21 protein-coding genes are annotated in these 26,326 nt (G+C 50.4%); 18 read left to right on the top strand and 3 right to left on the bottom strand.

The annotated features are described in order from the left end of the window. Positions 1-524: 524 nt before the first annotated feature. Positions 525-1,541: a GNAT family N-acetyltransferase gene (locus D479_RS06160; protein WP_039870951.1), complete on the bottom strand. Its 1,017-nt coding sequence runs from the start codon at positions 1,539-1,541 to the stop codon at positions 525-527. Positions 1,542-2,005: 464 nt separating this feature from the next. Here D479_RS06160 and D479_RS06155 point away from each other — a divergent pair, with 464 nt between their 5' ends. The 12 genes from D479_RS06155 to gndA all read left to right on the top strand — a co-directional run bounded on the left by D479_RS06155 (position 2,006) and on the right by gndA (position 18,906). Then, positions 2,006-3,283 carry a nucleotide sugar dehydrogenase gene (locus D479_RS06155; protein ID WP_008634838.1) on the top strand — a complete coding sequence of 426 codons (1,278 nt, stop codon included), beginning with the start codon at positions 2,006-2,008 and terminating at the stop codon, positions 3,281-3,283. Positions 3,284-3,297: 14 nt separating this feature from the next. Continuing rightward, positions 3,298-4,011: a WecB/TagA/CpsF family glycosyltransferase gene (locus tag D479_RS06150; RefSeq protein WP_008634837.1), complete on the top strand. Its 714-nt coding sequence runs from the start codon at positions 3,298-3,300 to the stop codon at positions 4,009-4,011. 537 nt (positions 4,012-4,548) lie between these two features. Then, positions 4,549-6,768: a cell wall-binding repeat-containing protein gene (locus tag D479_RS06145; protein WP_008634836.1), complete on the top strand. Its 2,220-nt coding sequence runs from the start codon at positions 4,549-4,551 to the stop codon at positions 6,766-6,768. Positions 6,769-6,784: 16 nt separating this feature from the next. Further along, positions 6,785-7,666: a hypothetical protein gene (locus D479_RS19855; RefSeq protein ID WP_008634834.1), complete on the top strand. Its 882-nt coding sequence runs from the start codon at positions 6,785-6,787 to the stop codon at positions 7,664-7,666. A gap of 27 nt (positions 7,667-7,693) precedes the next feature. Next, entirely contained in the window at positions 7,694-10,060 is a 2,367-nt protein-coding gene (locus tag D479_RS06135) for a cell wall-binding repeat-containing protein (RefSeq protein WP_008634831.1), read from the top strand. A 703-nt stretch (positions 10,061-10,763) separates the two neighbouring features. Beyond that, on the top strand, positions 10,764-12,293 hold the full coding sequence (gene murJ, locus D479_RS06130) for a murein biosynthesis integral membrane protein MurJ (protein ID WP_008634828.1): 1,530 nt from the start codon (positions 10,764-10,766) through the stop codon (positions 12,291-12,293). After that, positions 12,286-13,173 (top strand): PIG-L deacetylase family protein, encoded by an 888-nt coding sequence (locus D479_RS19850; protein ID WP_008634826.1) that lies wholly within the window; start codon positions 12,286-12,288, stop codon positions 13,171-13,173. The genes murJ and D479_RS19850 overlap by 8 nt, the downstream gene beginning before the upstream one ends. Before the next feature lie 36 nt (positions 13,174-13,209). Further along, positions 13,210-14,004 carry a lipid A core gene (locus D479_RS20650; protein ID WP_008634825.1) on the top strand — a complete coding sequence of 265 codons (795 nt, stop codon included), beginning with the start codon at positions 13,210-13,212 and terminating at the stop codon, positions 14,002-14,004. Continuing rightward, positions 13,995-14,642, top strand: coding sequence for an O-antigen ligase family protein (locus tag D479_RS19840; RefSeq protein ID WP_008634823.1), 648 nt, complete (start codon positions 13,995-13,997; stop codon positions 14,640-14,642). Before D479_RS20650 ends, D479_RS19840 begins: the two co-directional genes overlap by 10 nt. A 15-nt stretch (positions 14,643-14,657) precedes the next feature. After that, the gene (locus D479_RS06115) at positions 14,658-15,746 is read left to right on the top strand and encodes a glycosyltransferase (protein ID WP_008634821.1); all 1,089 of its coding nucleotides are present in this window, start codon (positions 14,658-14,660) and stop codon (positions 15,744-15,746) included. A gap of 268 nt (positions 15,747-16,014) precedes the next feature. After that, positions 16,015-17,457 carry a glucose-6-phosphate dehydrogenase gene (gene zwf, locus D479_RS06110; protein ID WP_039870943.1) on the top strand — a complete coding sequence of 481 codons (1,443 nt, stop codon included), beginning with the start codon at positions 16,015-16,017 and terminating at the stop codon, positions 17,455-17,457. A 39-nt stretch (positions 17,458-17,496) separates the two neighbouring features. Beyond that, on the top strand, positions 17,497-18,906 hold the full coding sequence (gndA, locus tag D479_RS06105) for an NADP-dependent phosphogluconate dehydrogenase (RefSeq protein WP_008634819.1): 1,410 nt from the start codon (positions 17,497-17,499) through the stop codon (positions 18,904-18,906). A gap of 916 nt (positions 18,907-19,822) precedes the next feature. Here the strand turns inward: gndA and D479_RS06095 are convergent. Continuing rightward, entirely contained in the window at positions 19,823-20,068 is a 246-nt protein-coding gene (locus D479_RS06095) for a hypothetical protein (RefSeq protein ID WP_008634816.1), read from the bottom strand. Positions 20,069-20,144: 76 nt separating this feature from the next. Between D479_RS06095 and D479_RS06090 the strand changes: the two genes are divergently transcribed. The 3 genes from D479_RS06090 to D479_RS06080 all read left to right on the top strand — a co-directional run bounded on the left by D479_RS06090 (position 20,145) and on the right by D479_RS06080 (position 21,696). Then, a complete protein-coding gene (locus D479_RS06090; protein WP_152413330.1) occupies positions 20,145-20,537 on the top strand; it encodes a hypothetical protein in 393 nt (130 codons plus the stop codon). 80 nt (positions 20,538-20,617) lie between these two features. Then, positions 20,618-21,355, top strand: coding sequence for an SHOCT domain-containing protein (locus tag D479_RS19835; RefSeq protein WP_008634814.1), 738 nt, complete (start codon positions 20,618-20,620; stop codon positions 21,353-21,355). A 98-nt stretch (positions 21,356-21,453) separates the two neighbouring features. Further along, positions 21,454-21,696, top strand: a complete 243-nt coding sequence (locus D479_RS06080) for a hypothetical protein (protein WP_008634813.1) — start codon at positions 21,454-21,456, stop codon at positions 21,694-21,696. A gap of 35 nt (positions 21,697-21,731) precedes the next feature. On the opposite strand, the gene D479_RS06075 is transcribed toward D479_RS06080, so the two are convergent. Further along, on the bottom strand, positions 21,732-23,552 hold the full coding sequence (locus D479_RS06075) for a tetratricopeptide repeat protein (RefSeq protein WP_008634812.1): 1,821 nt from the start codon (positions 23,550-23,552) through the stop codon (positions 21,732-21,734). 297 nt (positions 23,553-23,849) lie between these two features. On the opposite strand from D479_RS06075, the gene D479_RS06070 reads away from it, so the two are divergent. From D479_RS06070 to D479_RS06060, 3 genes are all read left to right on the top strand, one after another. After that, a complete protein-coding gene (locus D479_RS06070) occupies positions 23,850-24,575 on the top strand; it encodes a Wzz/FepE/Etk N-terminal domain-containing protein (protein ID WP_008634811.1) in 726 nt (241 codons plus the stop codon). Positions 24,576-24,596: 21 nt separating this feature from the next. After that, positions 24,597-25,295, top strand: coding sequence for a CpsD/CapB family tyrosine-protein kinase (locus D479_RS06065; protein WP_008634810.1), 699 nt, complete (start codon positions 24,597-24,599; stop codon positions 25,293-25,295). Between the two features lie 151 nt (positions 25,296-25,446). Beyond that, complete coding sequence (locus D479_RS06060; RefSeq protein WP_008634809.1) at positions 25,447-26,217, top strand: CpsB/CapC family capsule biosynthesis tyrosine phosphatase; 771 nt, start codon at positions 25,447-25,449, stop codon at positions 26,215-26,217. Positions 26,218-26,326 lie beyond the last annotated feature (109 nt).

Raw genomic sequence — 26,326 nt, 5'->3', positions numbered from 1 at the left:
CGGGCGGTCGGCGAGCCTCCTCAGAGCTCCGCTCTTCCGGGGTCTCTCCTGTCTCGCTTTTCCCGCAGGAGTCTCCGCCTTCCCCTCCGATCAACAGCTGGTGAGTGTCAGGGTGATGGGAGTGCCGTCTTACTTTTCTCCCTTTTATTAGAAGTATAAAAACACCGAATCGATTTCGATTCGGTGTTTTTGGCTTCTACATTTTTAGATGTTCTTCCGCGAGGGGTTCTAACGAAAGAAATCACCCGCAGAAGTCCCACTCAGCGTTTGTATCTAATTATGGAACGCTAATTTCAGCAAAGGGCGGAGGGAAATGGGCAGACTCCAGCGGGATTAGCGGAATAGGTGAGACCCCGGAAGAGCGAATGCGATGAGGAGGCTCAGCGGCCGCCCCGTGGAAAGCGTCCCATTTCCCGGAGCCCGGTCCTCTCCATATCGATAAGATACCCCCTTGAATGAACCGAGGGGGTTTTTTATGATGATACCTTCGTGCCAAAAGTTATTGGGAGTGGATTACAAACCGATTAATACGAATCGACATCCCCCGGGGTGATGTACCACTTCGTCTGGTCGTTCATTTCTTCCGTCCGCGGGTGGAGGTCTTTTCCGACGAGCGGCATCGGACTGTCTTTGTGGACGAAGCCCTTCGCTTTCAGGATGCCGGCGGCGAACGTAAGAGGCAGCGCCCAGGATTGGACGACATCCGCATGCTTCAGCTCCAGCAGCGCCTGATCGAGCAGCACCGGCCACACATGTTCATCGACACCGAGCCAGTCGATCAAGAGACCGTTCGTAAACGACCCTTCGCTTTGGTGTGTGATGACATAGCCCTTCAGCTCGCCTTCCTTATACAGAGCAATCATTTTATACGTTTTCGTCGGATGGTCGAAATAGCGCCAGTTCAAGTAGGCACTGTCCCGGACGACCAGCCCGTCCGCCATGTGCTTCGTCTGTTCCGCGAGGCGGTCGAACGCTTCGTCACAGCGGGTGATTTCTTTTTTCTCATAGCCGTCCAACTGTCCCTTCGGAGAACGGAGCTTCGTATAGAGGCCGTCCAGCGATTTCACGGCCTTCAGCGGCTTGAACTTGGTGGAAAGCAGGTGCAGCGGCTTCTGGACGTACATCCAGCGCGGCATATCGGTCAGATGGGTCGCGCCCGTGTAACGGAGGAAGAGACCCTTCGCCTTCGGTGCAGGAAAACCGTACAAGTACTCGATGCCGGCTTTCTTCCCTTCGGTGAGGAGAGCGTCGTTCAGCTTCTTATAGACGCCTTTCCCGCGGGCGTCGGGATCGACCATCGTATCGACACGGATCCCGACCGTCGTGACTTCGCCTTTGATATAGGCATCCATCAGCCAGAGACTGATGTGACCGAGAATTTTCCCTTCCTCCTCGAAGACGAGGATGAACGGTTCTTTATGTTTAGGGTTCTGTTTGAATTTCCATTCCCATGCATCGAGCGGGCGCTCCTGATGGAACGTTTTCGTAAACAGGGTCTGTATTTGTGCTTCATCGCCTAGTTGATAGCGTCTGACTGTCATTTCGGATTCTTTCCTTTCTATATGAAGAAAATCATGCATCCAGTATAGCAAAAAAAGCTCCCGCCGCGCATGAACCGTTCGCTTCAGAGGCGGACATTTGTCTGTTTGTGGAAATATCACCGCTGGATGTTGTCGGAACAGGTCGCTTCGAAGTATAATTGATGCATGTGTTTATATGATGAGGATAGAACCGATTACGGAAATGAGCTACAATGGATAATCGGAGATCCTATTTCTTAGAAATGTTTGAACAATGGAGAAAAGAGGAACACAGGCAAGAGTTTGCTTTTTTTTATCCATTATATAAGAAAGATGACAACAAACGTCATAAACGCCGGATGTTGTCGAATGCTATAAGGAGTAGGACTAATTTGTCACTCATCCATCTATATACAAACGAATGCAAATAAACGGTACCACACTGATCACAACGTTCGTGTCAGAAAGAAAGGGAGTATAGTAGTATGAAGAAGTCACTGTGTGTCGTCGGTTTAGGGTATATCGGTCTGCCTACATCTGTCATGTTCGCCATTCATGGCCATCAGGTGCACGGCGTGGACGTCAACCGTAAAGCGGTGGAAATGATCAACAACAAGCAGCTGCATATCGAAGAGAACGGGCTGCAGGAGCGCCTGGAAGAGGCTGTGGATGCAGGCATGTTCAAGGCTTCTCTTGAACCGACGGAGGCAGATGTATTCGTCATCGCTGTTCCATCCCCGATCCGTGAAGATAAAACAGCCAACCTCGATTACGTCCGTAAAGCGACAGAATCGATCGTGCCGTTCGTGAAGGAAGGCAACCTCGTCATCCTTGAATCGACGGTACCTCCGCGTACGGTGGAGGATGTCATGCTTCCGGTCCTGGAGCAGACGGGCCTTGAGCTTGGTAAAGAATTGTTCGTCTCCCACTCTCCGGAGCGCGTCATTCCAGGGAAGGTGTTCCAGGAGCTTGTCGACAACGACCGCATCGTCGGCGGAATCGACGACAAGTCTTCCGAAATGACGAAGGAATTGTACGAGTCGTTCGTTAAAGGGACGATCCATTTGACGGATGCGACGACAGCGGAGATGGCGAAGGTCATCGAGAACACGTATCGTGACGTGAACATCGCGTTCGCGAACGAGCTTGCCCGCATCAGCGACAAGATCGGCGTCAATGCGTGGGAAGCGATCAAGCTTGCGAACTTCCACCCGCGTGTCAACATCCATACACCAGGTCCCGGCGTCGGCGGACACTGCATCGCGGTCGATCCTTGGTTCTTAGCGGAGATCGAGCCGGAGATTTCGGAAATCATCCAGCTGTCCCGTAATACGAATGATTACATGCCTGTCTATACGGCCGACCAGATCGAGAAGCTGATGAAGGAACAGTTCATCAACGACCCGAAAGTCGCGTTGTTCGGACTATCGTTCAAAGCGAACATCGACGACCAGCGGGAGAGCCCGTCCTTGAAGGTCATCATGGAGCTTGTCCAGCGCGGCATCAGCTTCACGTCTTATGACCCGCATATCAAGGAGAACGTCGTATCCAACCAGACGCAGGATATGGACGAGGCGCTCAAAGATGCGGACATCGTCGTCATTTTGACCGACCACGACGAGTTCAAGAAGCTCGATCCGGAAACGATCAAAGATAAGATGGGCAGCCGTGTCGTGTACGATACGAAGAACGCCCTCGATTTAGATACATGGAAAGCTGCTGGATTCGTCGCCAAGCGTTTGGGCGATTCCAAGAATGGATAAGTTAAGGTGAGAGCATGAAGGAACAGTTTTTAGGTGTCGATGTAAGCAGTCATTCCTATAATGACTTGAAGCGGAATGTGTTGGCAGATATCGAAAACAAGAAGCAGTCGTTCGTCGTCGCGATCAACCCGGAGAAGATTCTGAAAGCCCAGGAAGATGCCGATTTGAAGAACCTGCTCAATAAAGCGACCTATCAGATTCCGGACGGTGTAGGAGTCCTGATCGCTTCCAAGCTCAACAAGGGCAGCATCAAAGAGCGCGTCACCGGTATCGACATGCTGATGACGCTGTGCGGTCTCGCTCAGGAAAACGACAAATCCGTCTTTCTCTACGGTGCGAAGCCGGGCATCGCGGAAGAAGCGAAGGACAAGCTGATCGAAGAATTTCCGGGACTGAACGTCGTCGGTGTCATCGACGGCTACGAGAAGGACGAGCAGAAGATCATCGAAACGATCAACGCGGCAAAGCCCGACATCCTTTTCGTCGCACTAGGCAGCCCGCGTCAGGAATACTGGATCGTCGAGAACATGGATAAGCTCGACGTGAGCATCTTCCAAGGTGTCGGCGGTTCGTTCGACGTGCTGTCCGGCCGGATCAAACGGGCGCCTGCCGTTTTCCAGCGCTTCGGTCTGGAGTGGCTGTATCGTCTGATTTCCGAACCGTGGCGGATCAAACGCCAAATCCGTCTTCCGCTTTTCCTTCTGAAAGTGTGGAAGGCTAAAAAATAACTAGAGTTTTACCATCCGGATGCGTAGAAGAGACGCATCCGGATTTTTTATGAAAAAAACAGAATATTAGTCCTATTTTTCTATAAAACCCCCATTACTATACTCCTAAATACTTGCAATCTTGCAAATGAACCCCAAGCGCCATTGTTTGTTGTCAGTACCTCCGATATAATGGGGTTCTGTGTAGAATAAGAAACAATTCCCATGGATACACGTGAAAAATATGGCATTTTGTCGTTTTCTGTTAAACATCCAGACCCCCTCAGCCGATGAAAGAAGGAGAGAGATTTCTCTCCGTTCGGAAAACGATCGAGTGAAGTTTCTTAGCACACGGCTCCTTCTTTTGATAGAAAAGAGTAGGTCAAAAGACGGAGAATCTTTTCATCCTCGCGTTTATTTTTTTCCGATTCTTACAACACGTACCGCCTTATTCTCTATTCCTATTACTTCAATCCAGCAGAACATCGTGAGAAACCGAACAAGAGGAAGGGAAGCAGCACTGCTTTCGGGCAAACACAGACCAAATAGGAGGTAATCATGAAGAAGATCCACGTGCTCAGTTTCTTTGTTCTATTCAGTTTATTCGCCATCTTCCCTACGGAAGCTGCGGCGGAACGGACCGTCGTCCTCGACCCGGGACACGGAGGAATCTATTCCGGAACCACCGGCTATTCCGGTGCATCGACGGGTTATTATGAGAAGCATTTCAACTTGGAAACAGCCAAGAAAATGAAGGCGGCACTTGAGGCCGAGGGGTATGACGTACATATGACTCGGGAAGGCGATACGCAATTCTCGTCCGTCCTCCGCACAGATCTGAAGATGCGGTCGGACAACGGGAACGACTATGTGAAAGGGAACAATGACAATGCCATTTTCCTTTCCATTCATTCGAACGCGCTTCCATCCAACCCTTATATGAGAGGGTATGAAACGTATTATTTCGATATGGATACGATCAGTTCTACATACCCGCCGGACCCGATGCAGATCGAGTATGCACCGGAGAGTAAGCGGCTGACGAATGCAGTACATAAGAACATTTTGGCGGGAACGCCGCTTAAAGAAGGACGGGGCAAGGTGCCCGGCAACCTGTATGTGACAAGGAATGCCCAGATGCCGTCCGCGCTCCTCGAATTCGGCTACATGTCGAATCCGGAGGAAGAGAAGCTGATCCAAACGGCATCCTTCCAAAATCAGGCGGCAGCGGCTGTCGTGAAGGCAGCGGATGAGTTTTTCCAAGTGTATGAAGTCCGCACCCATGACGATGAGTTGTTGAAGCGTACCGAAGATAAGGGCGAAGCGCTCGATTATGCCGAGTCGAAGGACAACGTCTATGTCTTCGACAAGTATGCCCAGGAGCGAATCTATAACAATATCAATAAACGCTACGGCGTCTATCATTCTTCCAACAGCTCGGCGACAGAGTTGTTCTTGGATCGGGACGAAGCGATTGCCCATGCGAAGAAGTGGAAGAACATGCGCGTGGTCGATAACAAGGAAGGCCGTGTGATCTGGTCCAACTACCTGGATAAGAGCTATAAGGTCGTCCACTCCAACCAAGGCACGCTCTTTGAAGCCTATACGGAAGACGAAGCCGTCGCCTATGCGAAGAAATGGAAGAATACGTCCGTCATCAACGAGAAGAACGACAAGGTCGTCTGGACGAACTATTTGAAAGAAATCTATGACGTAACCCATACAGAGAAAGGCAGTCTTGCTTCCTTCTATAGAGAAGACGAAGCGGTCGCCTATGCGAAACATTGGAAGAACACGAAAGTGACGAACACCCAATCGGGAGATGTCGTCTGGGATAATATCGAATCCGGCTACAGCTATGCGTTCGATACGAAGAAGCTGTCCGGAAAAGACCGGATGAAGACGGCCGTCGAAGTATCGAAAGAGCTGTATCCGAACGGATTCCAGAGCGGAAGCCGCACCGTCGTTCTTGCGACAGCGTTCGAATTTGCGGACGCCCTGTCGGCAGGACCGCTTGCTGCGAAGTATGACAATGCACCGATCCTCTTGAACCGGACGGCATCGTTAAGCACCGAAGTGAGTCAGGAACTCGCCCGTCTGAAGGCGGACAAGGTTCTGCTTCTCGGTGGAGAGAATGCCCTGTCCAAAAAAGTGGAGGATCAGTTGAAGAAGAACTACGCCGTCGAGCGTATTTCCGGTAAGACAAGGATCGAATCGAACATTGCGATCAACAAACATCTGACGAATGCAGAAGGTGTCTTCGTCGCTTCCAGCACAAGCTTCCCGGATGCACTGGAAGCATCAGCGATCGCAGCAGCGAACGGCTGGTCGATCATTTTGACAGATAAAGAGGAAATCGGGGACGAAAGCCTCGCTTATCTTGCAGGGAAAGAAGTAGCGATCCTCGGTGGAACAGCCGTCGTTTCTGAAGAAGTCGAGAAAGCGATCATCAACAACAACGGGGCAGACCGTGTCGTCCGCCTGTCTGGTGCGACGCGTTATGGAACCGTCGTCGAAGCGATCCGTCACTTTGAGGATGAGCTCCATGCGGATACCGTCCTGACAGCGACAGGAACGAACTATCCGGATGCGCTCACAGCATCTTCTCTTTCTGCGAAGACATCTGCACCACTGATTCTCGTCGGAAAAGATCTTAATCCAGATATGAAAGAGCTGTTACAAACATACGGCCGTGAGAACGTCGTCGATCGTCTGGACGTCATCGGTGGTGTCGTAACCGATCAACTACGTAATGAAATCGCCGGTTATTTGAAGTAAGAAGGAGTGTAGAGCCATGAGAAAAGGATGGATGCCTGCTTCCGTACTGTTCATCGCTCTGCTGTCGGCCTGTTCCGAAGATGTGGACAAGGCCGATCAGCTGGAGCCTTCCGAAGAGCCGACGGAGGAAGCGGCCGAAGAAGAAACGGACGCTGCGCCGGAATCCGAAACCGAAGCGCCTGAGGAAGAAGCTCAGGAAGATACGGAGAGCGGGGAAGCCGCTGCCGAACCTGCGGAAGAGGATGGAACGGCCGAAGAAGAAGCACCTGCCGAAGAGGAAGCACAGCCGGAGGAAGAAGGGACGCCGGAAGAGGAACCTGCCGCTGAGGAAGAAGCTGAAGCAGGGGATGACAGCGTAAATGCCGCCGGTGACAAAGCATCGGAGTCGGAAGAAGAAACGAACGTCGGTCTGAAGGCATACATGCCGGACGGTCCGATGACGAAGACATTCCTTCAGAACGGGGAGTACGAAGCGACTTATGACATCGTTGCGGTGAAAGGGAACTTCGTCCAGCGGGTCATCACCTTCGGGGATATGGTGACGCTGCAGGTATTGGAATGGAAAGAAGGCAGCATCGCTGTCGTGTACGAAGAGTACAACCCGAAGGATACGTCTAATATGCTCGATACATTCGAGCCTGTCGAAACGATCAATGTCCTCGTTGACGCGACGAAAGGCGATACCGATCAGTTCCAGATCGTCGATCAGAAGGCGACGGTCCAATCCGATGTCCAGACGTTCGATAACGTCATCATCGTACGTTCGGTTTCCCAGGGCGGGAACGTCATCACCCTCCAGTCCTACGCGCCTGGTGTCGGGTTGATTGACGAACAAATTGAGGACAACGGAGATAACGGTTATGAAGTCGACTCCAAGCTTACCGCTTTGAAAAAATAAACTATGCATAAGAGAGAGGTAACGATCATGAAAAAACGTCTGCCACTATTGACTGCTGTCTTGTTCGGCTCCCTTGTTGCACCGCTGTCTGCCAACGCGGAATCAGCGAGTGACTGGGTCGTTGAGAAACAGAAAGAGTCCTTCACTGTGGAGGAAGGGACGACTGTCGACATCACGAACGGAGAAACGTCTGCTGCGGTTACGATCCGTGACAACGGCAAAGTCGTAGAAGAGAAGAAAATCGACCTGACGAAAGTGACGGAAGTACATAAGCTTTCCGATAATCGTCTGGCTGTCGTTTACCGCGCCGACGGTTCCGGACAGAGCCTGTTCTTCGACGTCTACAACACCGATACGTGGGAGAAAGTCTACGGTTCTGACGCCTACGAGCGAGCGAACTTCAAAGTCGACGGTGGAAAAATCGCCGTGGATTATCCTACCTTCGACGAAGACGCGATCAGCACAGAGCCTTCCGCTATCGTGACAGATACGTTCACGTTGGATGGTGGTAAAGTGAAGAAAGAAGCGGCGGAGGATAAGGTTTCCGCTCAGAGTGCCACGGTGAAAGCAGCGAGCACGTCGGTGAATGAGAAATACAAAAACCCGAGCTACGCGGAAATCAACCGGATGCTCACCGATGCCGCCGAAGAGTTCGATATGCCGCCGGAAGTCGTGAAAGCGATCGCCTTCCAGGAAAGCGGCTGGCAGCAGTACTGGGACCCGGGCCGTACGCCGGTTTCGCATTATCAGAACAGCTGTACATCCAACAGCACGACAGGAACGAAGTGGGACGGCACGAACGTGAAGCTCGGTTACGACTGTATCGGAATCGGCATCATGCAGGTATCGGACTACCGTTTCATCGAAGATCCGGTCAAGCGTCAAGAGGAAGTGACGAAGCTTTCCACGGATATCAACTACAACATCCGTGAAGGTCTGAAAATCCTCGATCAGAAGTGGAAGTACGCCAACAGCGGCCTGATTCCGACGGTCAACAATGCGGACCGTGACGTCATCGAGAACTGGTACTTCGCCATTCTCGCTTACAACGGCCTGTCTTCCCGTAACCACCCGATCGACAGTGCCTATGTTTCCTATCAGGACAAAGTGTACGACCGGATGCGTTCCTACGGATTGTTCCCTGTCACGCCACTTGCGACACAGGAACTCAATCCGAGAATCGACGGCATCCTGAAGTTTGAGAAAACGAATGTAACGATCGACAACCCGGTCCATACATCGAAGGCTGCCTTCGCGAAGGGGCAGAAGGTCTATGTGACGGCAGGATCGCTTAACATGCGCTCCACACCGAACGGCGTCGTCAGAGCGAGCCTGAAGCGCGGCGATGCGCTGACGATCACAGGTCCGGCGATCGGATCGAACAGCAACACGCAGCACTGGATGTGGTACCCTGTCCGCACGTCAAGCGGAATGACCGGCTATGTCGCTTCCAGCTACCTGTCTGAAAATAAAGAACCACGCTCCGTCGAGCTTGCTGGTAAGCACCGCTATGACACAAGTGCTTCCCTTTCCAACTTCGGATGGCATTGGGACAAGCCGAAAGTCGCTGTCTTAGGACGCGGCGATCTGCCGATTGATTCCCTGACAGGAAGCGTCCTTGCTTCCTATTATGATTCGCCGCTGCTTTTGACACAGCCGGATATTCTTCCCGAGCATGTCGAAAAAGAGCTGCGACGCATGAACCCGGATAAAATCTATCTGTTGGGCGGCGAAGGTGGAGCGATCTCCGCTAAGGTCGAAAACCAATTGAAGAGCCAGTTCGGCAACGTCGTCCGCCTTTCCGGCGACACGCGTTACGGCACAGCTTACGAAATTGCGGATGAATTGACGAACCAGATCAATGTCGATGAGATTTTCGTCACGACTGCGGATGCAGAATCTCCGGATGCCTTGTCGATCGCTTCCTATGCAGGACAGGCGCACACGCCGATCTTGTTGACAGGAACGAACGATCTGGATGAAGAGACGAGCCGGTTCATCAAGGAGAACGGCGTCAAGAAGGTGACGATCATCGGCGGAACGAACGCGGTTTCGTCACGGGTCGAATCCCAGCTGAAGAGCCAGGTCGGCACGGTCGAGCGTGTCTCCGGTTCGGATCGTTTCAGTACGAGTGTGAAGATTGCGGAGAAGTACTTCGGTAAGAACATGGAGAATGTTTTCTTCGCCCGCGGCCATATCGTGGTCGATGCTTTGTCTGCATCGCCGCTCGCTGCGAAGATGGAAGCTCCGATCATCCTGACACGGACAGACGCTGTTCCGAGCACGGTATCGGGTTACTTGAAGGGCTTGAACATCGCACCTAAGCTCTACTATCTAGGTGGAGATGCAGCCATCTCCGGTTCCACACGTTCCAAGCTTGAAAGCTATCGTTGATCGAATCCTAAACACTGTTTGGTCGATATAAAAAGCGCGTAGAGTCCAAAGAGACTCTACGCGCTTTTTCGTTTTCATTAACTTCACAGATAGCCTACTACACGATGAAGAAGAGGAAGTCGGTGCAGGCGTCTGTTTTTTCCTCTCATCCAGCTGGGGATTGGAGGGCAGGGCGGAGACTCCTGCGGGAAAAGCGAGACAGGAGAGACCCCGGAAGAGCGTAGCTCTGAGGAGGCTCGCCGACCGCCCGCGGAAAGCGCAGCCCTGCCCGGAAATCCCCGGCGGCAGCAAGTTGCTGTTGCCCCCGGGAAATAGGCGGGATGGTACTGAGCAAAGCTGTGTTGTGTTTTCTGCACGAATAGGTTAAGCACTATACTCTTTCCTCTCATCGAGCTGGGAGTTGGAGGCAAGGACGGAGAATCCTGCGGAAAAGCGAGACAGTAGAGACCCCGGAAGAGCATAGCGCTGAGAAGCTCGCCGCCCGCCCGCGGAAAGCACAGTTCTGCCCGGAAACCCCCGGCGGTTCCACACCACAGGGATGAGATGATCCTGCGTCGATCTAACCAACTTTACAAATTAATGGGAATAATTTTACTAGCAAATTACGATTGCCTGGAAGTTATGGTAAAATCACAAGATATGATTTATAGTTGTAATTGTCGTATTTTGTATGAAATACCCAAAAGTGAAAGAGGTAAATATAGTGAAATCTAAATTAGGACTAGCCAGTATTCTGTTCATCGGTGCGACCTTGCTGCTGAAGGTTTCCGGGCTGATCCGCGACATGGTCGTCGCCTATTATTTCGGGGACAGCTACGTGGCGGATGCGTACCTTGCTGCCTTCATCATCCCCAACATGTTGATTCTCTTCATGCAGAACGGGATGAAGAACGCGCTCGTACCAAGCTACATCGACGCCGTGGAAGAGAATCGCGGCAGGAGCCATTTAGGACAGGTCTTCAAGGGGACGCTCGTCCTCGCTTTTGTGCTGTCCTTGATCGGCATGGCGGTGGCGCCGTTCATGATCCGCATCTTCTATCCGGATTTCAGTCCGGAGGCGACGGAGATCGCGACATGGGTGACGGTCATCTTCTTCTCATGTATCGCCATTGTCGGCATGAACGCTGTGCTGGAGGCGTTCTTTGACGCCGAAAGCAAGTTCTCGCTGTCGATCGTCTCGCAGATCATCGTCATCCTGAGCTCGATCCTGTCTGCGTTCCTTTTCGCAAACAAAATTGGGCCGTACTCGCTTGCGCTCGGGTATGTCGTCGGAACGGTGCTGTCGCTTGTCTTCAAGCTGTTCATCACCATTCCGAACAAGTCGATGCGCATCCGCGAGAAGCTGGACTGGATCGAAGTGAAGAAGTTCTACTGGGTGTTCCTGCCCGTCGGACTCACCGTTGCGGTCGGCCAGGTCAACTTGATGGTCGGCTCGATCTTCGCCGGTTTCCAGGGCGAAGGGGCGGTCACCTACATCAACTACGCGAAGAACCTCGTCCACATGCCGCAGGCGATCTTCGGCGTGACGATCGCGACGATCATCTTCCCGATGCTCTCGAAAGCGATCACGAACGAGGATAACGACCTGTTCAAGCGCGGCATTGAAAAAGGGCTCACGACGATGTACCTCGTGCTTATGCCGGCGGTCATCGGCATGATGCTGCTGATGCCGAACTTGATCGAGCTCTTCTTCCAGCGCGGAGCGTTCGGAGAAGACGCGACGACGGCGACATCCCAGGTTGCGTATTACTACTTCGGGTCCGTCCTGTTCTTCAGCCTGAACAACGTCATCAACAAAGGCTTCTATACGCTGAAGAAAGGCCACATGATCCTCATGATCAGCATCGGCTCGATCGGCCTGAACGTGTTGTTCAACTTCCTGTTTGCGGAGTGGCTCGGATATCTCGGTATCCCGCTTGCTGCATCCGTCATGGCCCTGTTCTACACAGGTGCCTGTCTGATCGTCTTCGTGAAGCTCGTGGGCAGCCTCGACTTCAAGGCGATCATCATCGACTATGTGAAAATTACGATCGCAACGGCGATCATGGCAGCCGCCGTTTACGGCCTGCTTCAAGTGATGGACACGATTCCGAACATCATCCAGATCATCACGGCAGCCATTACAGGCGCCATCGTATTCGTCATCGCTGTCTTTGCGATGAGAACGAATGCCTTCCTATTTTTATGGAATAATCTAACCAAACGAAAGAAGAAGGGGAATCGTGATGAGTAGAAAAGAATTAGCTATGAAAGTCGTCCGCCCGGTCAACGCGCCGGTGACGAAGACGTTGTTGAAACGGCATTATAATGAAGATTTGGAGCCGGTCATCGATGAGGGCGTAAAGAACGTCCTCGTCCTTGCTCCACATATGGATGATGAGACGATCGGACCCGGCGCGACGCTCCGCAAGCACGCCGATGCCGGTGCGAATGTCCACGTCCTGTTCATCACGGACGGCGGAAGCAGCGTCAGCGACCTGTCGAAGGAAGAGCTGATGGAGGCCCGCCGTGCGGAAATCGATGAAGTCACGGCCATCCTCGGTCTGACGAGTGTCGACTACTTGAATCTTCCGGATGGAAGCGTTTCGAGCGAACCGACCAGCATTTCCTACATCAAAGAGAAAATCGAACGGATCCAGCCGGAGGTCATCTATACGACGCCGTACATAGATGCTCATCCGGACCATACCCATACAGCGCAGCTCCTTGCTGATACGCTGAAGGAGCTGCCGAACTTCTATCCGAAGGTCCGCATGTATGAAATCAACTGTGCTTTCCCGCCGAGTGCGATCAACTGTGTGATCGACACGACGGATCAGCACGGCCATAAAGTCGAAGCGACGAAAGTGTTCGGCTCCCAGGCCATCGCCTTCGACGGCTTCCTGGAGCTCAATCACCTGAAGGGGAATCTCGTTACTCCCGGAGTTGAGACGGCGGAAGCCTTCATCGAATGGGAGCGGGGGTACTTTATCAACCACTGTGACACCCTGACGAATATGAACTATCATTTCCCGAAATACTTCAAACAAGTCAACCGGACAGACACACTGCTGTGGGCGATCTTTAAGAACTACGCCATGAAGAAAGATCTCTACCGCAAAACGATGCCCTAAATAACAGAAAAGAGGTGCCTATCCCATGCCCATAGAATGGAAAAACTCACATTCATCCCGCTCATCCTGGCTTTCTTCTTTGTCGGAGCGGCCCTTGATAATACCGTCGTAGACCTTGTGATGATGCTCTTCTTCGCAGGCTACGCGCTTGTGAAACCGAAAAACGCACTCATCGTGCTGTTCATGTATTTCCCGATCCGCCCGTTTTTGCTGGAGTACAACACGGCATTGAAGGGGATTGGAGACATCATCGTCTTCGCGCTCTTATTCCGCATCCTTTGGATGTATAGAAAAGACTTGAAGAAGCTGTTCCATTTCTACTGGTTCGAGCTCGCCTTCATCGGATTCATCATCGTCGGAGCCGTTTCCGCCTTGATCACAGGCGTGACGCCGACCGCAATCATTTTCCAAATCCGCGGATTCGTCCTGTTCTATCTCGTCTTCTACATCGCGAAGCGTCTGGAGATCACGAAGGAGGATGTCTACAAGTTTGTCGCGACGACGATATTCGTGACGGTCATCATCTGTATCCATGGATTGATCGAGAAGCTCTCCCTCCGAGGGTGGCTGCTTCCGCAAAGCTGGCAAGATATGCCGCTGTCTTCGAAGAACCGGATCCGTATTTACGGCATGATCGGAAACCCGAACATCCTGGCTTACTATCTGTCGTTCTCGTTTGCAATCATCCTGTATTACCGTAACTGGTTCAAAGGGAAGTACCAGTGGCTCTTCTACGTCATCCTTGCGCTGACGTTCAGCGTCTGGGCGCTAACCTATTCCCGCGGCACGTGGATCGCTGTCGGCGTCGCCTGCTTGCCTACGTGCTCGTAACGAAATCGTGGAAGTTCCTGAAGACACTCGCCCTTACGCTTGCTGCCGGAATTGTGCTTATCGCTGTCCCGGTCAGCTACGCGACGTCCTTCATCGAAGACTCGAACTTCGGTCAGGAGAAGAAGGCGAAGCAGTCCGTCTATGACGACAGTGAAGGAAGCTTCCGCGACCGGATCGGTTCGACGTTCGATAAGGAAACCCGTGAACAAAGCGGGCAGTCCGGCCGTATCTGGATCGTGAAGCAAGGATTCGAGATCTTCCTCGATCACCCGGTCATCGGAACCGGATTCGCGACCTACGGCGATGGAGCTACACTCAGCTACGGGTCTCCAATCTATGACGATTACGGCATCGAACGCGAATTCTATTCCGACAACCAGTACATCCAGATCATCACCGGAACGGGAGCTGTCGGCGTCATCCTGTTTGCCGTCTTCCTGTTGAACATGCTGTATGAAATTTGGAAGCGGAGAAAAGAAACGATCCTCGCACCATTCCTGTTCGCTGTACTGCTTGCTGCGTTTGCGGCCGGTATGGTTTACAACATATGGGAAGGGGATTCGTTCACGATCTTCTACTTCGCCCTGCTCGGATTTTTGTTGAACATGAGGCCAGACCATGAGCCTGACCTCCACTAAGGAGAGAGAAAGCTTATGAATAAACGTGTGCTAGTCATCAGCAACATGTATCCCAGTCGGAAGAATCCGACGTACGGAATCTTTGTAAGAAACCAGGTGGAAGCATTGAAGGAGAAGGGGATGTCGATCGATATCGCCGTCAACCGCGACAACCGCGGCGGCAAGTTCCACCTGCTTAAGAAATACTTGATCTGGATGCTGAAGATCCTGATCAAGCTTCTGACAAACGGGCGCTCCTATGACGTCATCCATGCCCATTACATCTTCCCGAGCGGACTGCCGGCGCTTCTTTTCAAGAAGCTGTTCAAAACGAAGCTCGTCGTCACCTCCCACGGGGGAGATCTCGACCAGATGGCGAAGAAGAACCCGTGGATCCGTAAGATGACGAAGAAGATCATGGAGAAGGCGGATGAAGTCATCGTCGTCGGCGAAGCGCTGAAGGACGAAGTCGTCGGGGAGTTCCACATCCGCCCCGACAAAGTATCCGTCATCAACATGGGCGTCGACCGCAGCGTCTTCCGCCCGGTCGATGCCGGGGAGATGAAGGACGAACTCGGTCTGGCGCGCGACCGCAGGCATATCCTGTTCGTCGGCAACCACATCAAGGCAAAAGGACTCCAAGAGCTTCTCGAAGCGTTCCAGTCGCTCAACAAACAGCGCGGCGATATGGAGCTTCACTATATCGGAAGCGTGAAGGATGAGAACTTCCTCGACTTCCTGAAGCGGAGCGTCCATCCGGATCAGAAGGCGCACGTCCATTTCCACGGGACGAAGAGCCAGGCCGACCTTGCCAAGTGGACGGCTGCTGCCGATGTGTTCGTCCTTCCTTCCTATATCGAAGGCTTCGGACTCGTCGCCCTCGAAGCGATGTCGTGCCATACGCCGGTCGTCGCATCGAACGTCGGCGGGCTCACGTACCTTTTGAAGGACGGAGCCGGCATCCTTGTCGAACCGAAGAGCGCCGAATCGCTCGAAGCCGGTCTCAAGCAGATGGTCGAAGACGAAATCGGCCGGAAGCGGATGATCGACAAAGGCGAAGAAATAGCGGCACAAAACGACACCGACATCCTTTTGGACAAAATCATCGCCCTTTACAACAAGTGATGCATACTTCTATCAAATGGTCGAAACATAAGGTTAAACCAGCAGGCTGACGCAATTTCCATGCTCAGCCTGCTTTCGTTTAAATCGTCTTGCTTTCATAAAAAAATGTCGAATTATATAATAGGGTATAGTGTGGATGACTTAAAAAATTGGTAAAGATGCTATATACTTGAGTACAGTGCATTGGTAAAGTACAGGAGGTAGAAAAGAAATGGATCAAAAGGAACTCGAACAATTGGATGTAAATGGAATCGATTCCGTCGAAATGATGGATGACATGACCTTTGTTTTATTCGGAGCAAGCGGAGATTTGGCCAAGCGGAAAATCTATCCGGCCTTATACAACTTATATATCGAAGGCAAAACTCCAGAGAAGCTCTCTGTCGTAGGTCTTGGACGTAAGCCATATACGAAAGAAGTGTTCCACGACATCATCAAGGAGTCCCTGGAAACCTTCTCCCGCCGCAAAGCGGACCCGGACAAGCTCGAGGCTTTCCTCGACCAGTTCCGTTACTTCATTTTCGATGCGATGGAAGCTCAGTCTTATCAGGACCTGAAAGCCTTCATCGAAGAGCGTGAAGCGGAGATCGGCATTCCGGACAACCGTCTGTTCTATCTATCCGTCGCGCCGACACTCGTCGAGCCGATCACCGAATCGATGAACGAAAACGGCATCACGAATACAGAAGGATGGAAGCGTCTGATCGTCGAGAAACCATTCGGCAGCGACCTTGCCAGCGCCCAGCACTTGAACGAGCGCCTGACACAAGTGTTTAACGAGGACGAAATCTTCCGTATCGACCACTACTTAGGAAAACCGATGGTGCAGAACCTGGAATCCCTGATCCGTCCGAACCCGATCCTGAAATCGATCTGGAACCACGAACTGATCTCCAACGTCCAGATTACGGCGAGTGAGACAGTCGGTGTCGGTACACGTGCCGGTTATTATGACAAATCCGGAGCAATCCGTGATATGGTCCAGAACCATCTGTTACAATTGGTAATGATGACGGCGCTGCACCACCCAGAGAAGTTGTCAGCGAAAGAGATCGAAGAGAGAAAGACAGCGATCATGCAGTCGATCCGTCCTGTAACGGACAACATCGAACAGCACGTCGTCCGCGGGCAGTATGAAGCAGGCGAACTCGACGGCGAAGCTCTGCCTGGTTACATGGAAGAAGACGGCGTCGCCGAAGATTCCAACAACGATACTTACTTTGCAGCGCGCTTGTATCTCGATAACGAATACTGGAAGGACATCCCGTTCTACATCCGTACAGGAAAACGCCTCTCCAAGAAATCGACCCAGATCGTCATCGAATTCAAGAACGAAGCAGACGAAGCAGAGGTACAACAAGGCGTTGTCTCCAACCTGCTCGTCATTGAAATCAACCCGAACGAAAGCATCAGCCTGCGCGTCAACATGAAGGACGACTCGAACGAACACTTCGAACCGGCTTACGTCACGTTCTCGAAGAACCTGGACGACCAGCCCGAAGCATACGAGAACCTGTTGAACGACGCCATGGGCGGCCTTTCCACCTACTTTGCCCACTGGAGCGAAGTAGAGCTGTCATGGAAATGGATCCAGCCGATCTTGGAAGCCTTCGAAGCGGACCAGCTTCCGCTCCACGGCTACAAAGCAGGATCACAAGGACCGGCAGCTGCCGACGACCTGCTTAAAGAAGACGGCTTCAACTGGTGGTAAGAACGACGTTTATTACAAAAGGGAAGGATTGATCGGAACATGGGTAAACAGAATATCGGAGTTATCGGTTTAGGGGTCATGGGTGCGAACCTTTCCCTGAACATCAAAGACAACGGCTACAGCGTATCTGTCTACGATTACTGGACAGACCGCGTCGAAGAAATGGTGAAGGATGCGAATGACGACAAAGTCGTCGGCACATACAGTGCCGAAGAATTCGTCGGTTCCCTCGAAACACCGAGAAAGATCTTGATGATGGTCAAAGCCGGCGAAACGACGGACAAAGTCATCGACAGCCTCGTCCCTTATCTTGAAAAAGGCGACATGCTGATCGACGGCGGGAACACGTTCTATGAAGATACGGAGCGCCGCGCTTCTTATCTCGAAGAAAAAGGCATCCACTTCATCGGAACAGGCTTCTCCGGCGGGGAGGAAGGTGCCCGTAAAGGACCTTCCATCATGCCTGGCGGACCACGCGAAGCATACGAAGAAGTGAAGCCGATCTTCGATGCAATCGCAGCGAAAGTCCAAGGAACTCCTTGTGCTGCCTACATGGGCCAAGGCGGAGCCGGCCACTACGTGAAGATGGTCCACAACGGCATCGAGTACGGCGACATGCAGCTCATCTGTGAAGCATACTTCCTGATGAAGAACGTCCTCGGCCTGTCCGCTGAAGAGCTTCACCAAGTCTTCAAAGAGTGGAACGAAGGCGAACTCGACAGCTACCTGATCGAAATCACTGCCGACATCTTCACGAAAGTCGACGAAGAAACAGGCAAACCGCTTGTCGAAGTGATCCTTGATACCGCAGGTCAGAAAGGTACCGGAAAATGGACGAGCCAAAGCGCGCTTGACCTCGGTGTACCGCTTCCGATCATCACCGAATCCGTATTCGCACGCTTCATCTCCGCTATGAAAGAAGAGCGTCAGAAAGCTAGCCAATACCTGACTGGTCCGGAAATCAAGTTCACCGGCAACAAAGAAGAAGCGATCGAATCGATCCGCAAAGCGTTGTACATGAGTAAAATCGCTTCCTATGCGCAAGGCTTCACGCAGATGAAGGCAGCTTCCGAAGAAAAAGGATGGGACCTTCAGTACGGCGACATCGCGATGAACTTCCGCGGCGGCTGTATCATCCGTGCGCAGTTCCTGCAGAAGATCAAGGATGCGTTTGAGAATGATAAAGAGTTGACGAACTTGCTGCTTGATCCTTATTTCCAGGATATCGCGGTGAATTATCAGAAGGATCTTCGTGATACGCTCACGCTTGCGATTCAGAATGGTATTCCTGTTCCTGCGTTCTCTGGTGCGCTTGCGTACTTTGACAGTTATCGTACGGCGAAGCTTCCGGCGAATCTGCTTCAGGCGCAGCGTGATTATTTTGGTGCGCATACGTATCAGCGTGTGGATAAGGAAGGTACGTTCCATACGGACTGGATGAATATTTAATGTTTTTTAGAGTCAGTGCCCTTTTGGGTGCTGGCTTTTTTTGTTGGGGCTGTTTCCGTTACCGGGTTTGGTTTAGGAGGGGGACGGGGGTAACTCGCTTTCCGTGGGGAGAGGGGGAGCCTCCTCGATTTTTCAAATCTGCGGGGTCTCCCCGCTTCTCCATTTCCCACAGGAGTCTCGTCACCCCCGCCCCCTCCTTGCGATGATGGAGAAACGGAAACGCTGAGAATTGTCACAGCAACTCTCTTTTTTGGGAGGGAAAAGAACATAGCGGCTGGGGACGACTCGCTTTCCGTGGGGAGGTGGGAAGCCTCCTCGATCTTTTAGATCTGTGGGGTCTCCCTGCTTCACCAGTTCCCACAGGAGTCTCGCCGTCCCTCGCCCTTCCTTGCGGTATCTGGTGAACGGAAACGCTGAGGATTGTCACAGCTACTCTCTTTTTTTTGAGAGAAAAGAACATGGCGGGCGGGGGTAACTCGCTTTCCGTGGGGAGAGGGGGAGCCTCCTCGATCCTCTGGATCTGTGGGGTCTCCCCGCTTCTCCAATTCCCACAGGAGTTTCGCCGTCCCCCGCCCCTCCTTGCGGTGATGGAGAAACGGAAACGCTGAGGATTGTCACAGCTACTCTCTTTTTTGGAGGGAAAAGAACATGGCGGGAGGGGGACGACTCGCTTTCCGTGGGGAGGTGGGAAGCCTCCTCGATCTTTCAGATCTGTGGGGTCTTCCCTACGCTCCATTTCCCACAGGAGTCTCGTCACCCCCGCCCCCTCCTTGCGGTGATGGAGAAACGGAAACGCTGAGGATTGTCACAGCTACTCTCTTTTTTGGGAGAGGGCAAAAGAAGGCCCATGTTCTTTTGGGAACATGGGGGAAGTGGGGTTATGCTTTTTTGCTTCTGGTGATTTGTGTGATGAGTCCTAGAAGGAAGAGGAGCAGGCCGTTGGCGATGGCGAAGATGGCGAAGTAGGCGCCGGTGAAGGCTTCGCCTGTCGATCCGAGCACAGCGAACAGGCGCCGGCTGTGATGGAGACGAGAATGCCGCCGATCATGATGAGGACGCCGGAGATCATGAGATCGGCGGTGCCGTCGCGCTGCCATTTGACGGCGTAGACGTTGGCGGTGATGAACAGAGCAATGACGAACACATAGACGATGGTTTCCATGTCATCCCTCCTTATTTGCTTCTACTATACATGGTTATGAAAGCATTTACAAAAATAGAGCTGAACATATCAAGGAATGAAAATCACCGGTGCTTCGTATAGTGATGGGAACAGCCAATTCAGACGAAGCGGGGGAATGGAAGTGGGGGAGAAACGGCTTTATGCGTGGAGCATCCTGTCAGGGCTGGTGAGTGTCGGTTTCATCATCGCCGGTTTTTACAAGATCTTGGCCTACAACAATCCGTATGAGGATGATATTCTCACAAGCAGTGGAGATGCCGTGAATGCCTACGTCGGTGCGGACGCCTACAACTTAATCATCAATGGTACCTACGCGACTGCTTTTTTCGTGCTGGCAGCGGGCTTCCTCATTGTTGCAGGGGTGTTTTTCCTGGCACAGACGCATCTGGATATTCATGCTGGAGAGACAGATACAAGTGTAGAAGCAGTAGAAGGCCAATCTGAGTGAAGGAGATGCGGCTATTCTTTTGTTCCTAAGTTGCGGTTAAAATGCATTGATTTACCACTCCAATTTAAGGGGGGATTTTAATGTGGGGTGTATTAGGTGTGATTGCTGTATTTTTAATAATGTTTTTAATTGTTTATTCTATTAGGGAAGCGGAAAAGAAAGAGCAGCTTGATCAAGAACTAGCTTCATTTATTGAATCAAAAAATATGGAGCTGACGCAAAAGTTCGAAACAAAAGATCATTCTATCGTTGCGGTCGATGAAAATAAGCAAGTAGTGTATTTCTTAATTCCTTCAGCTAATCCTGTTAAGAGTGTCGGTGATTATGAACTGTTTCAATTGGATTACCAAGACATCATGGAAGCAGAAGTAAAGATAGACGGAGAGACAATTACTAAAACATCAAGAGGCAGTCAATTGGCCGGTGCTGCCTTAGGAGGATTATTAGCCGGTGGCGCAGGAGCAGTTATCGGCGGGCTGTCCGGGGGGACGAAATCATCCGATAAAGTACAAAGTGTTCAATTGCATGTAGTGATTAATAACACTCAGCACCCCTTTCACTCCTTCGAATTTTTAAAAATACCAGACGTAAAGAAGAAAGAAGCTCAATACAAACTCGCTTTCGACAAGGTCATGCACTGGCAAAGTCTGTTTAAAGTAATTATTGGAATTGCTGATAAAAAAGATAAAGAAACCATTGCAGATCTCCAACACGCAGACAGTCTGGCTGACGAGCTAAGAAAAATGCACGAGCTTTTTAGTGATGGGATAATAAGCCAAGAAGAATATGACGTGCAGAGGAAGCGTATGCTCAATTAGGCTTGACTTTCGATTGCATAGGATAGCCTTTTTATGGGTGGTTATATTAGCCATTATATGGTAGTTTTGGGCGTAGGAAGAGAAAGAGAGGGACGCCTGTGTATCACAAAATAAGTACCATCGTTACATTCCTATTTGCTTTTATATTCTTATATGCCGCATTTTTTAATCATTCATTATTGTCCACTACCCTGTACCAATGGCTGATGTGTGCGTTTCTGTTTATGCTTGGAGCGGAAGCGGTGTGGGCGAGGCAGGTCAAAAAGCGGGCGAATGTCGCAACGGGGATCTTCTGCATGGCTACGGCCCTGTTTATTCTTGCTGCTACAACATTCTTATGAAAAAAGGCAGCACATATACATGTGCTGCCTTTTACTTATTCTGTCGATTGACTTTCCGTATCGAGCTGTTTGAATACAGCGGTCACCTGCTTGTTGCGATCCATCGTGACGGAGCTGCTCGAGCCAGCTCCGGAGATATCTCCCTTCCAGCCGGCGAACGTCCAGCCGTCACTCGCGACAGCGGATACGGATATCGATTGTCCCGCCTTAGCACTCTTGCTGGAAGCGCGGATCGTTCCTTCACCGACGACCGACATCGTGAGGGAGTAAGTCTCCGGCTCTGGTTCCGGTTCTGGCTCTGGCTGCGGAGCAGGATCAGGCTTCGGTCCCGGTTTCGGTGCAGGAGCTGGTGACGGTTGAGGTTTCGGCTCCGGCTTTGTTTCCTGTTTCGGTTGCTCCGGAGCAGGGGAGCTGTCCTCCTCACTCTCCTCGGATACCGTCTCTTCCGGTTCCGCCTCTTCAGCTTCTGTCTCGACAAACACGGCACGGACCGACTTATCTTCGTCCATCGTCAGCACAATATCCCGCGCCGTTCCGGTGAATGAGCCTTCCCAATGATCGAATTCCCATCCATCTTTGGCCCGGGCGCGCAAACTGACTTCCGCCATATCGGGATACGTACTCTCCAGGGAATCACGAACGATATTCCCTTCTCCCTCAATCGCTAAAGAAAGCTCATGCTGGCCCTTTTCGAACACGGCAGTCAGCTGCATGTGATCCTCTACTGTCAGATTGAGCGGGTTCACGGCATCATTCCGGTCTCCACGCCATCCGACGAATTCCCATCCTTCGGCAGGAATCGCTTCGATGGTGACATCTTCTCCCACCGCATAGCTGTCCTCGGCAGGGTACACAGAGACAGATCCTTGGCCTTCCGCAGAAGTTTGAATAAATTTCTCACCTTCGTCTCCCTCTACAAAAAGATCAACCGTTTCTTTCAATCCATCATAGCTCACCGTCAGCGTGTCTTTCCCTTCCGCAACGGCTGTCAAGGTCGCGCTTTGGTCGTCACGGGCTTCAATTTCAAAAAGTCCGCCGTCCACGGACCATTCCGGTTCAAACGTCATTTCTACTCCAGCTGCATCCGTTCCGGTGACGGAAACGTTTAAGGTCTCATCCACCGCAACCGGCTCCAGTTCCTCCGGTTCCACTGTCATCTTCTCGAGCAGCTGTTCAACGACTTCGACATCTAATTGCTCGGTGTAATCTTCCCACTCGACGGAGACCTTCGCTTTCCCGAGCTGATCACCAGCTAGCGTCACAAATTTCTTCCCGTCCTTCTCCTCAAGCGTCACTGTCTTCTTATCGACGCTCCACTCAGCAGCGAGGGGAGTAAGCTTTTCGTCTTCTCCTTCGTATACGAGTTCAAGCTTCCGGTCATAGCCCTTCTGAATGAGCGGACGTTCCGTATGTATGTATATCTTTGAAGTCAAATCATCCTTCGCCTGCTTGAGCGTATCCGACTCCGCATATGTCAAACCACGGTCCAGGGTCTGGTACCCCTTCTCTATATCACCCATCGAAAGGTAAATCGATGATAACTTCCCATATAAGTCCGGCTCCTTCGGTGTTTCATAGATCCCTTCCTGAATGACAGCGACCGCCTCATCCGTATCCTTCACCGCCACATACGCATCGGCAAGCTCCAATCGTGCATCCACATGCCCGGCGTCCTTCGACAGGACTTCCTTATACAGCCGTATGCTTTCTTCATAATTCTCCGCTGCATAAGCATCCTTCGCCTGTTTATATAATTTATCCAACGTATTCGCTTCGACCGCATTCATCGTGAAGAATGCGCCGACTCCGACAACGATCAGTCCTATGACCACGATCAACAGGGACTTCCAGTTCACTGAAGCCTCACACCTTTCCTTATTTAATAGATTAGTTCCCCTCCATTATACATAGATTTAAGAAAATATGGATTAATTAGTGGGAATTTTGTAGAATAGTAGGTATTGGAAAATGAAAAGCTAATACATTTGTACTAAATAGTGGTATCTACTGTAGCCTAAACCTTGATAGGACGATACTCTTAGGTAGCAGGGATATGAAGTGTTTGAAAAATTTGCAATTGTCACCGCAAATTTGAAAATATGTATGCTATAATGTCCTCATGTGTAAATTCGACAAAAATTGGAGGTTCATCAATGGAAGAGACTATTTCCTTGAAAGAAATTTTCGAGGTGTTGAAGAAAAGAATGTGGCTTATCCTCGGTCTTGCCGCAGGTGCCGCCGTTATCAGTGCCCTTATCACGATCTTCTTGATCACACCTACGTATGAAGCATCTTCACAATTCATCGTAAACCAGTCCCAGAGTCAGAACCAGAATGCAGCGGTTGATATCAACGAAATACGATCCAACGTAGAACTTATTAATACATATAATGTTGTTATCAAAAGTCCGGCTATATTAGATGAAGTAGCGGACGAATTAGGCTTATCTTTAACATCGGATGAGTTAGCAGAGAAACTTGAAGTCTCCAGTGCAGAACAGTCACAGGTTGTAAACGTGACGGTAACAGACCACAGTATGCAACGTGCAACAGATATTGCAAATACAACTGTTGATGTTTTTAAAGAACAAATACCTCAATTGATGAATGCGGATAATGTTAAGGTATTGTCTGCTGCAAATGTAGGAACTGATTCGTCTCCTGTAAGTCCGAGTATAGCATTGAATTTGACAATTGCTCTGGTAGTAGGATTGATGATTGGAGTGGGGCTTTCCTTCCTGCTAGAATATCTGGATAACACAGTCAAAACAGAAGAAGATATTGAAGATTTCTTAGGCATGCCTGTGCTTGGTGTCGTATCCACTATTTCCGACAATGATATGGCCGCACGAGGTCGTACCCAAAAAAAACACAAGTAAGTTCCGTAAGGGGTGAATCTGTTGGCACGTAAACCGAAGAAGCACGCATACAACAAGTCTGTACGTACCCTGATTGCAAACGATAACCCTAAATCACCCATCTCCGAACAGTTCCGTACGATTCGTACCAATCTTCAGTTTGCCCAAGTTGATGGCGAACTGGAAACGATGATCATCACTTCTGCAAGCCCATCGGAAGGAAAGTCGATTACCGCTGCAAACGTAGCAGTCGTTTACGCACAGCAAGGGAAGAAAGTCCTTCTCGTTGATGCAGATCTAAGAAAACCGACGGTTCACTATACGTTCCGTACTGGGAACACACACGGCTTAAGTAATTATTTGGTCGGAAGCCAACCGCTTCGTGAGCTTGCACATATGAGCAGTGTGGACAAGCTTGACATCATGTCCAGTGGTCCGATTCCACCAAACCCATCAGAACTGCTTGGTTCCAAAAAAATGATCGAGTTCATTGAGGAAGCGAAGAAGCTTTACGATTTGGTCATTTTCGATACCCCGCCAGTTCTTGCCGTAGCAGATTCGCAGGTGCTGGCCAACCACGTCGATGGCGTCCTGCTTGTCGTGCGCAGTAAGCAGACAGAGAAAGAGGCAGCTATGAAAGCGAAAGAACAGCTTGTACAGACAAAGGCGAATGTCTTGGGAGCTGTCTTGAACGATCAAGAAGTGAAGAACAGTAACTACTACTATTATTATGGCCAATAAAGAGAATGAGAGAAGCATTTACTGCTTTTCTCATTTTTTGTGATTGTCTATATTTGTCGAATAAAGTTTCTTCCTGTCTTTTCATATCCCTGTTATAATGGATAATTATTATTGAAAATTCTGAATTTAATACGAATTTGGAGGTATAGTAATGATCGACATACACAGTCACATCCTTCCCGGCGTCGATGATGGTGCTCAAACAATAGAAGAAAGTCTATTAATGGGTAAAGCAGCTGTCGAAGATGGCATACATACGATCGTCGCAACCCCTCATCATAAAAATGGTTCTTATGAGAATTACAAAAATGATATAACGATACAGGTTGCAGAGTTAAAACGTCAGTTTGATTCTCATGGAATCGATCTCGAAATTCTTCCAGGACAGGAGAATCGGATTCATGGAGAATTTATAGATGGTATTAATAATGATGAAATCCTAGCGTTAAATCATACACGTTACGTCTTTGTTGAATTTCCTTCTAGCCAAGTTCCACGTTACGCTTCCCAAATGTTATTTGATATACAAGTAGAGGGTTTCGTGCCAGTAATTGTCCACCCGGAAAGGAATAAGCGTATACTAGAAGATCCGGACCTACTGTATAATTTTGTAGAAAAAGGCGCATTTGCACAGGTGACTGCTGCAAGTCTATGTGGCTTTTTCGGAAAGAAGATCAAAAAATTCTCCCATCAACTTATTGACGCAAACCTTGTCCAACTAGTAGCAAACGATGCTCACAACACAAAGAATCGCGGCTTTTGTTTGCGACAAGCTTATCAAGAAATAAGTAAAGAGCATGGATCAATAGTAACAAATGAATTTTTAAATAATGCTGAGTATATTATTTCTAATGAATTTTTAGCTGCTGCTCCGCCGGAGAGAGTAAAAAATAATTTTTTCAGCAAGTTGTTCACTAGATGATTGCTCACCTGACTCCAAATTTTAAGATTTTATTATATTCCTAAAAATTCCTTTATTGTATTGCAAGCTGCTGTTACAATTAATCTATTACTAAAGAATTACTTAGGAG

Source organism: Halobacillus sp. BAB-2008, from assembly GCF_000328325.1.
Lineage (GTDB): Bacteria > Bacillota > Bacilli > Bacillales > Halobacillaceae > Halobacillus.
Note: the sequence above shows the minus strand (reverse complement) of the source record. Positions and strands in the feature narration are given on the sequence as shown.

Excerpts from the sequence above, each read along its gene's own strand:
- D479_RS06090 (WP_152413330.1), top strand. The coding sequence starts at position 20,145 with ATGAAAATCACCGGTGCTTCGTATAGTGATGGGAACAGCCAATTCAGA.
- D479_RS19835 (WP_008634814.1), top strand. The coding sequence starts at position 20,618 with ATGTGGGGTGTATTAGGTGTGATTGCTGTATTTTTAATAATGTTTTTA.
- D479_RS06145 (WP_008634836.1), top strand. The coding sequence starts at position 4,549 with ATGAAGAAGATCCACGTGCTCAGTTTCTTTGTTCTATTCAGTTTATTC.
- D479_RS19855 (WP_008634834.1), top strand. The coding sequence starts at position 6,785 with ATGAGAAAAGGATGGATGCCTGCTTCCGTACTGTTCATCGCTCTGCTG.
- D479_RS06060 (WP_008634809.1), top strand. The coding sequence starts at position 25,447 with ATGATCGACATACACAGTCACATCCTTCCCGGCGTCGATGATGGTGCT.
- zwf (WP_039870943.1), top strand. The coding sequence starts at position 16,015 with ATGGATGACATGACCTTTGTTTTATTCGGAGCAAGCGGAGATTTGGCC.
- D479_RS06095 (WP_008634816.1), bottom strand. The coding sequence starts at position 20,068 with ATGGAAACCATCGTCTATGTGTTCGTCATTGCTCTGTTCATCACCGCC.
- D479_RS06070 (WP_008634811.1), top strand. The coding sequence starts at position 23,850 with ATGGAAGAGACTATTTCCTTGAAAGAAATTTTCGAGGTGTTGAAGAAA.
- D479_RS06155 (WP_008634838.1), top strand. The coding sequence starts at position 2,006 with ATGAAGAAGTCACTGTGTGTCGTCGGTTTAGGGTATATCGGTCTGCCT.
- D479_RS06160 (WP_039870951.1), bottom strand. The coding sequence starts at position 1,541 with ATGACAGTCAGACGCTATCAACTAGGCGATGAAGCACAAATACAGACC.
- gndA (WP_008634819.1), top strand. The coding sequence starts at position 17,497 with ATGGGTAAACAGAATATCGGAGTTATCGGTTTAGGGGTCATGGGTGCG.
- D479_RS06115 (WP_008634821.1), top strand. The coding sequence starts at position 14,658 with ATGAATAAACGTGTGCTAGTCATCAGCAACATGTATCCCAGTCGGAAG.
- D479_RS19850 (WP_008634826.1), top strand. The coding sequence starts at position 12,286 with ATGAGTAGAAAAGAATTAGCTATGAAAGTCGTCCGCCCGGTCAACGCG.
- D479_RS20650 (WP_008634825.1), top strand. The coding sequence starts at position 13,210 with ATGGAAAAACTCACATTCATCCCGCTCATCCTGGCTTTCTTCTTTGTC.
- D479_RS06150 (WP_008634837.1), top strand. The coding sequence starts at position 3,298 with ATGAAGGAACAGTTTTTAGGTGTCGATGTAAGCAGTCATTCCTATAAT.
- D479_RS06135 (WP_008634831.1), top strand. The coding sequence starts at position 7,694 with ATGAAAAAACGTCTGCCACTATTGACTGCTGTCTTGTTCGGCTCCCTT.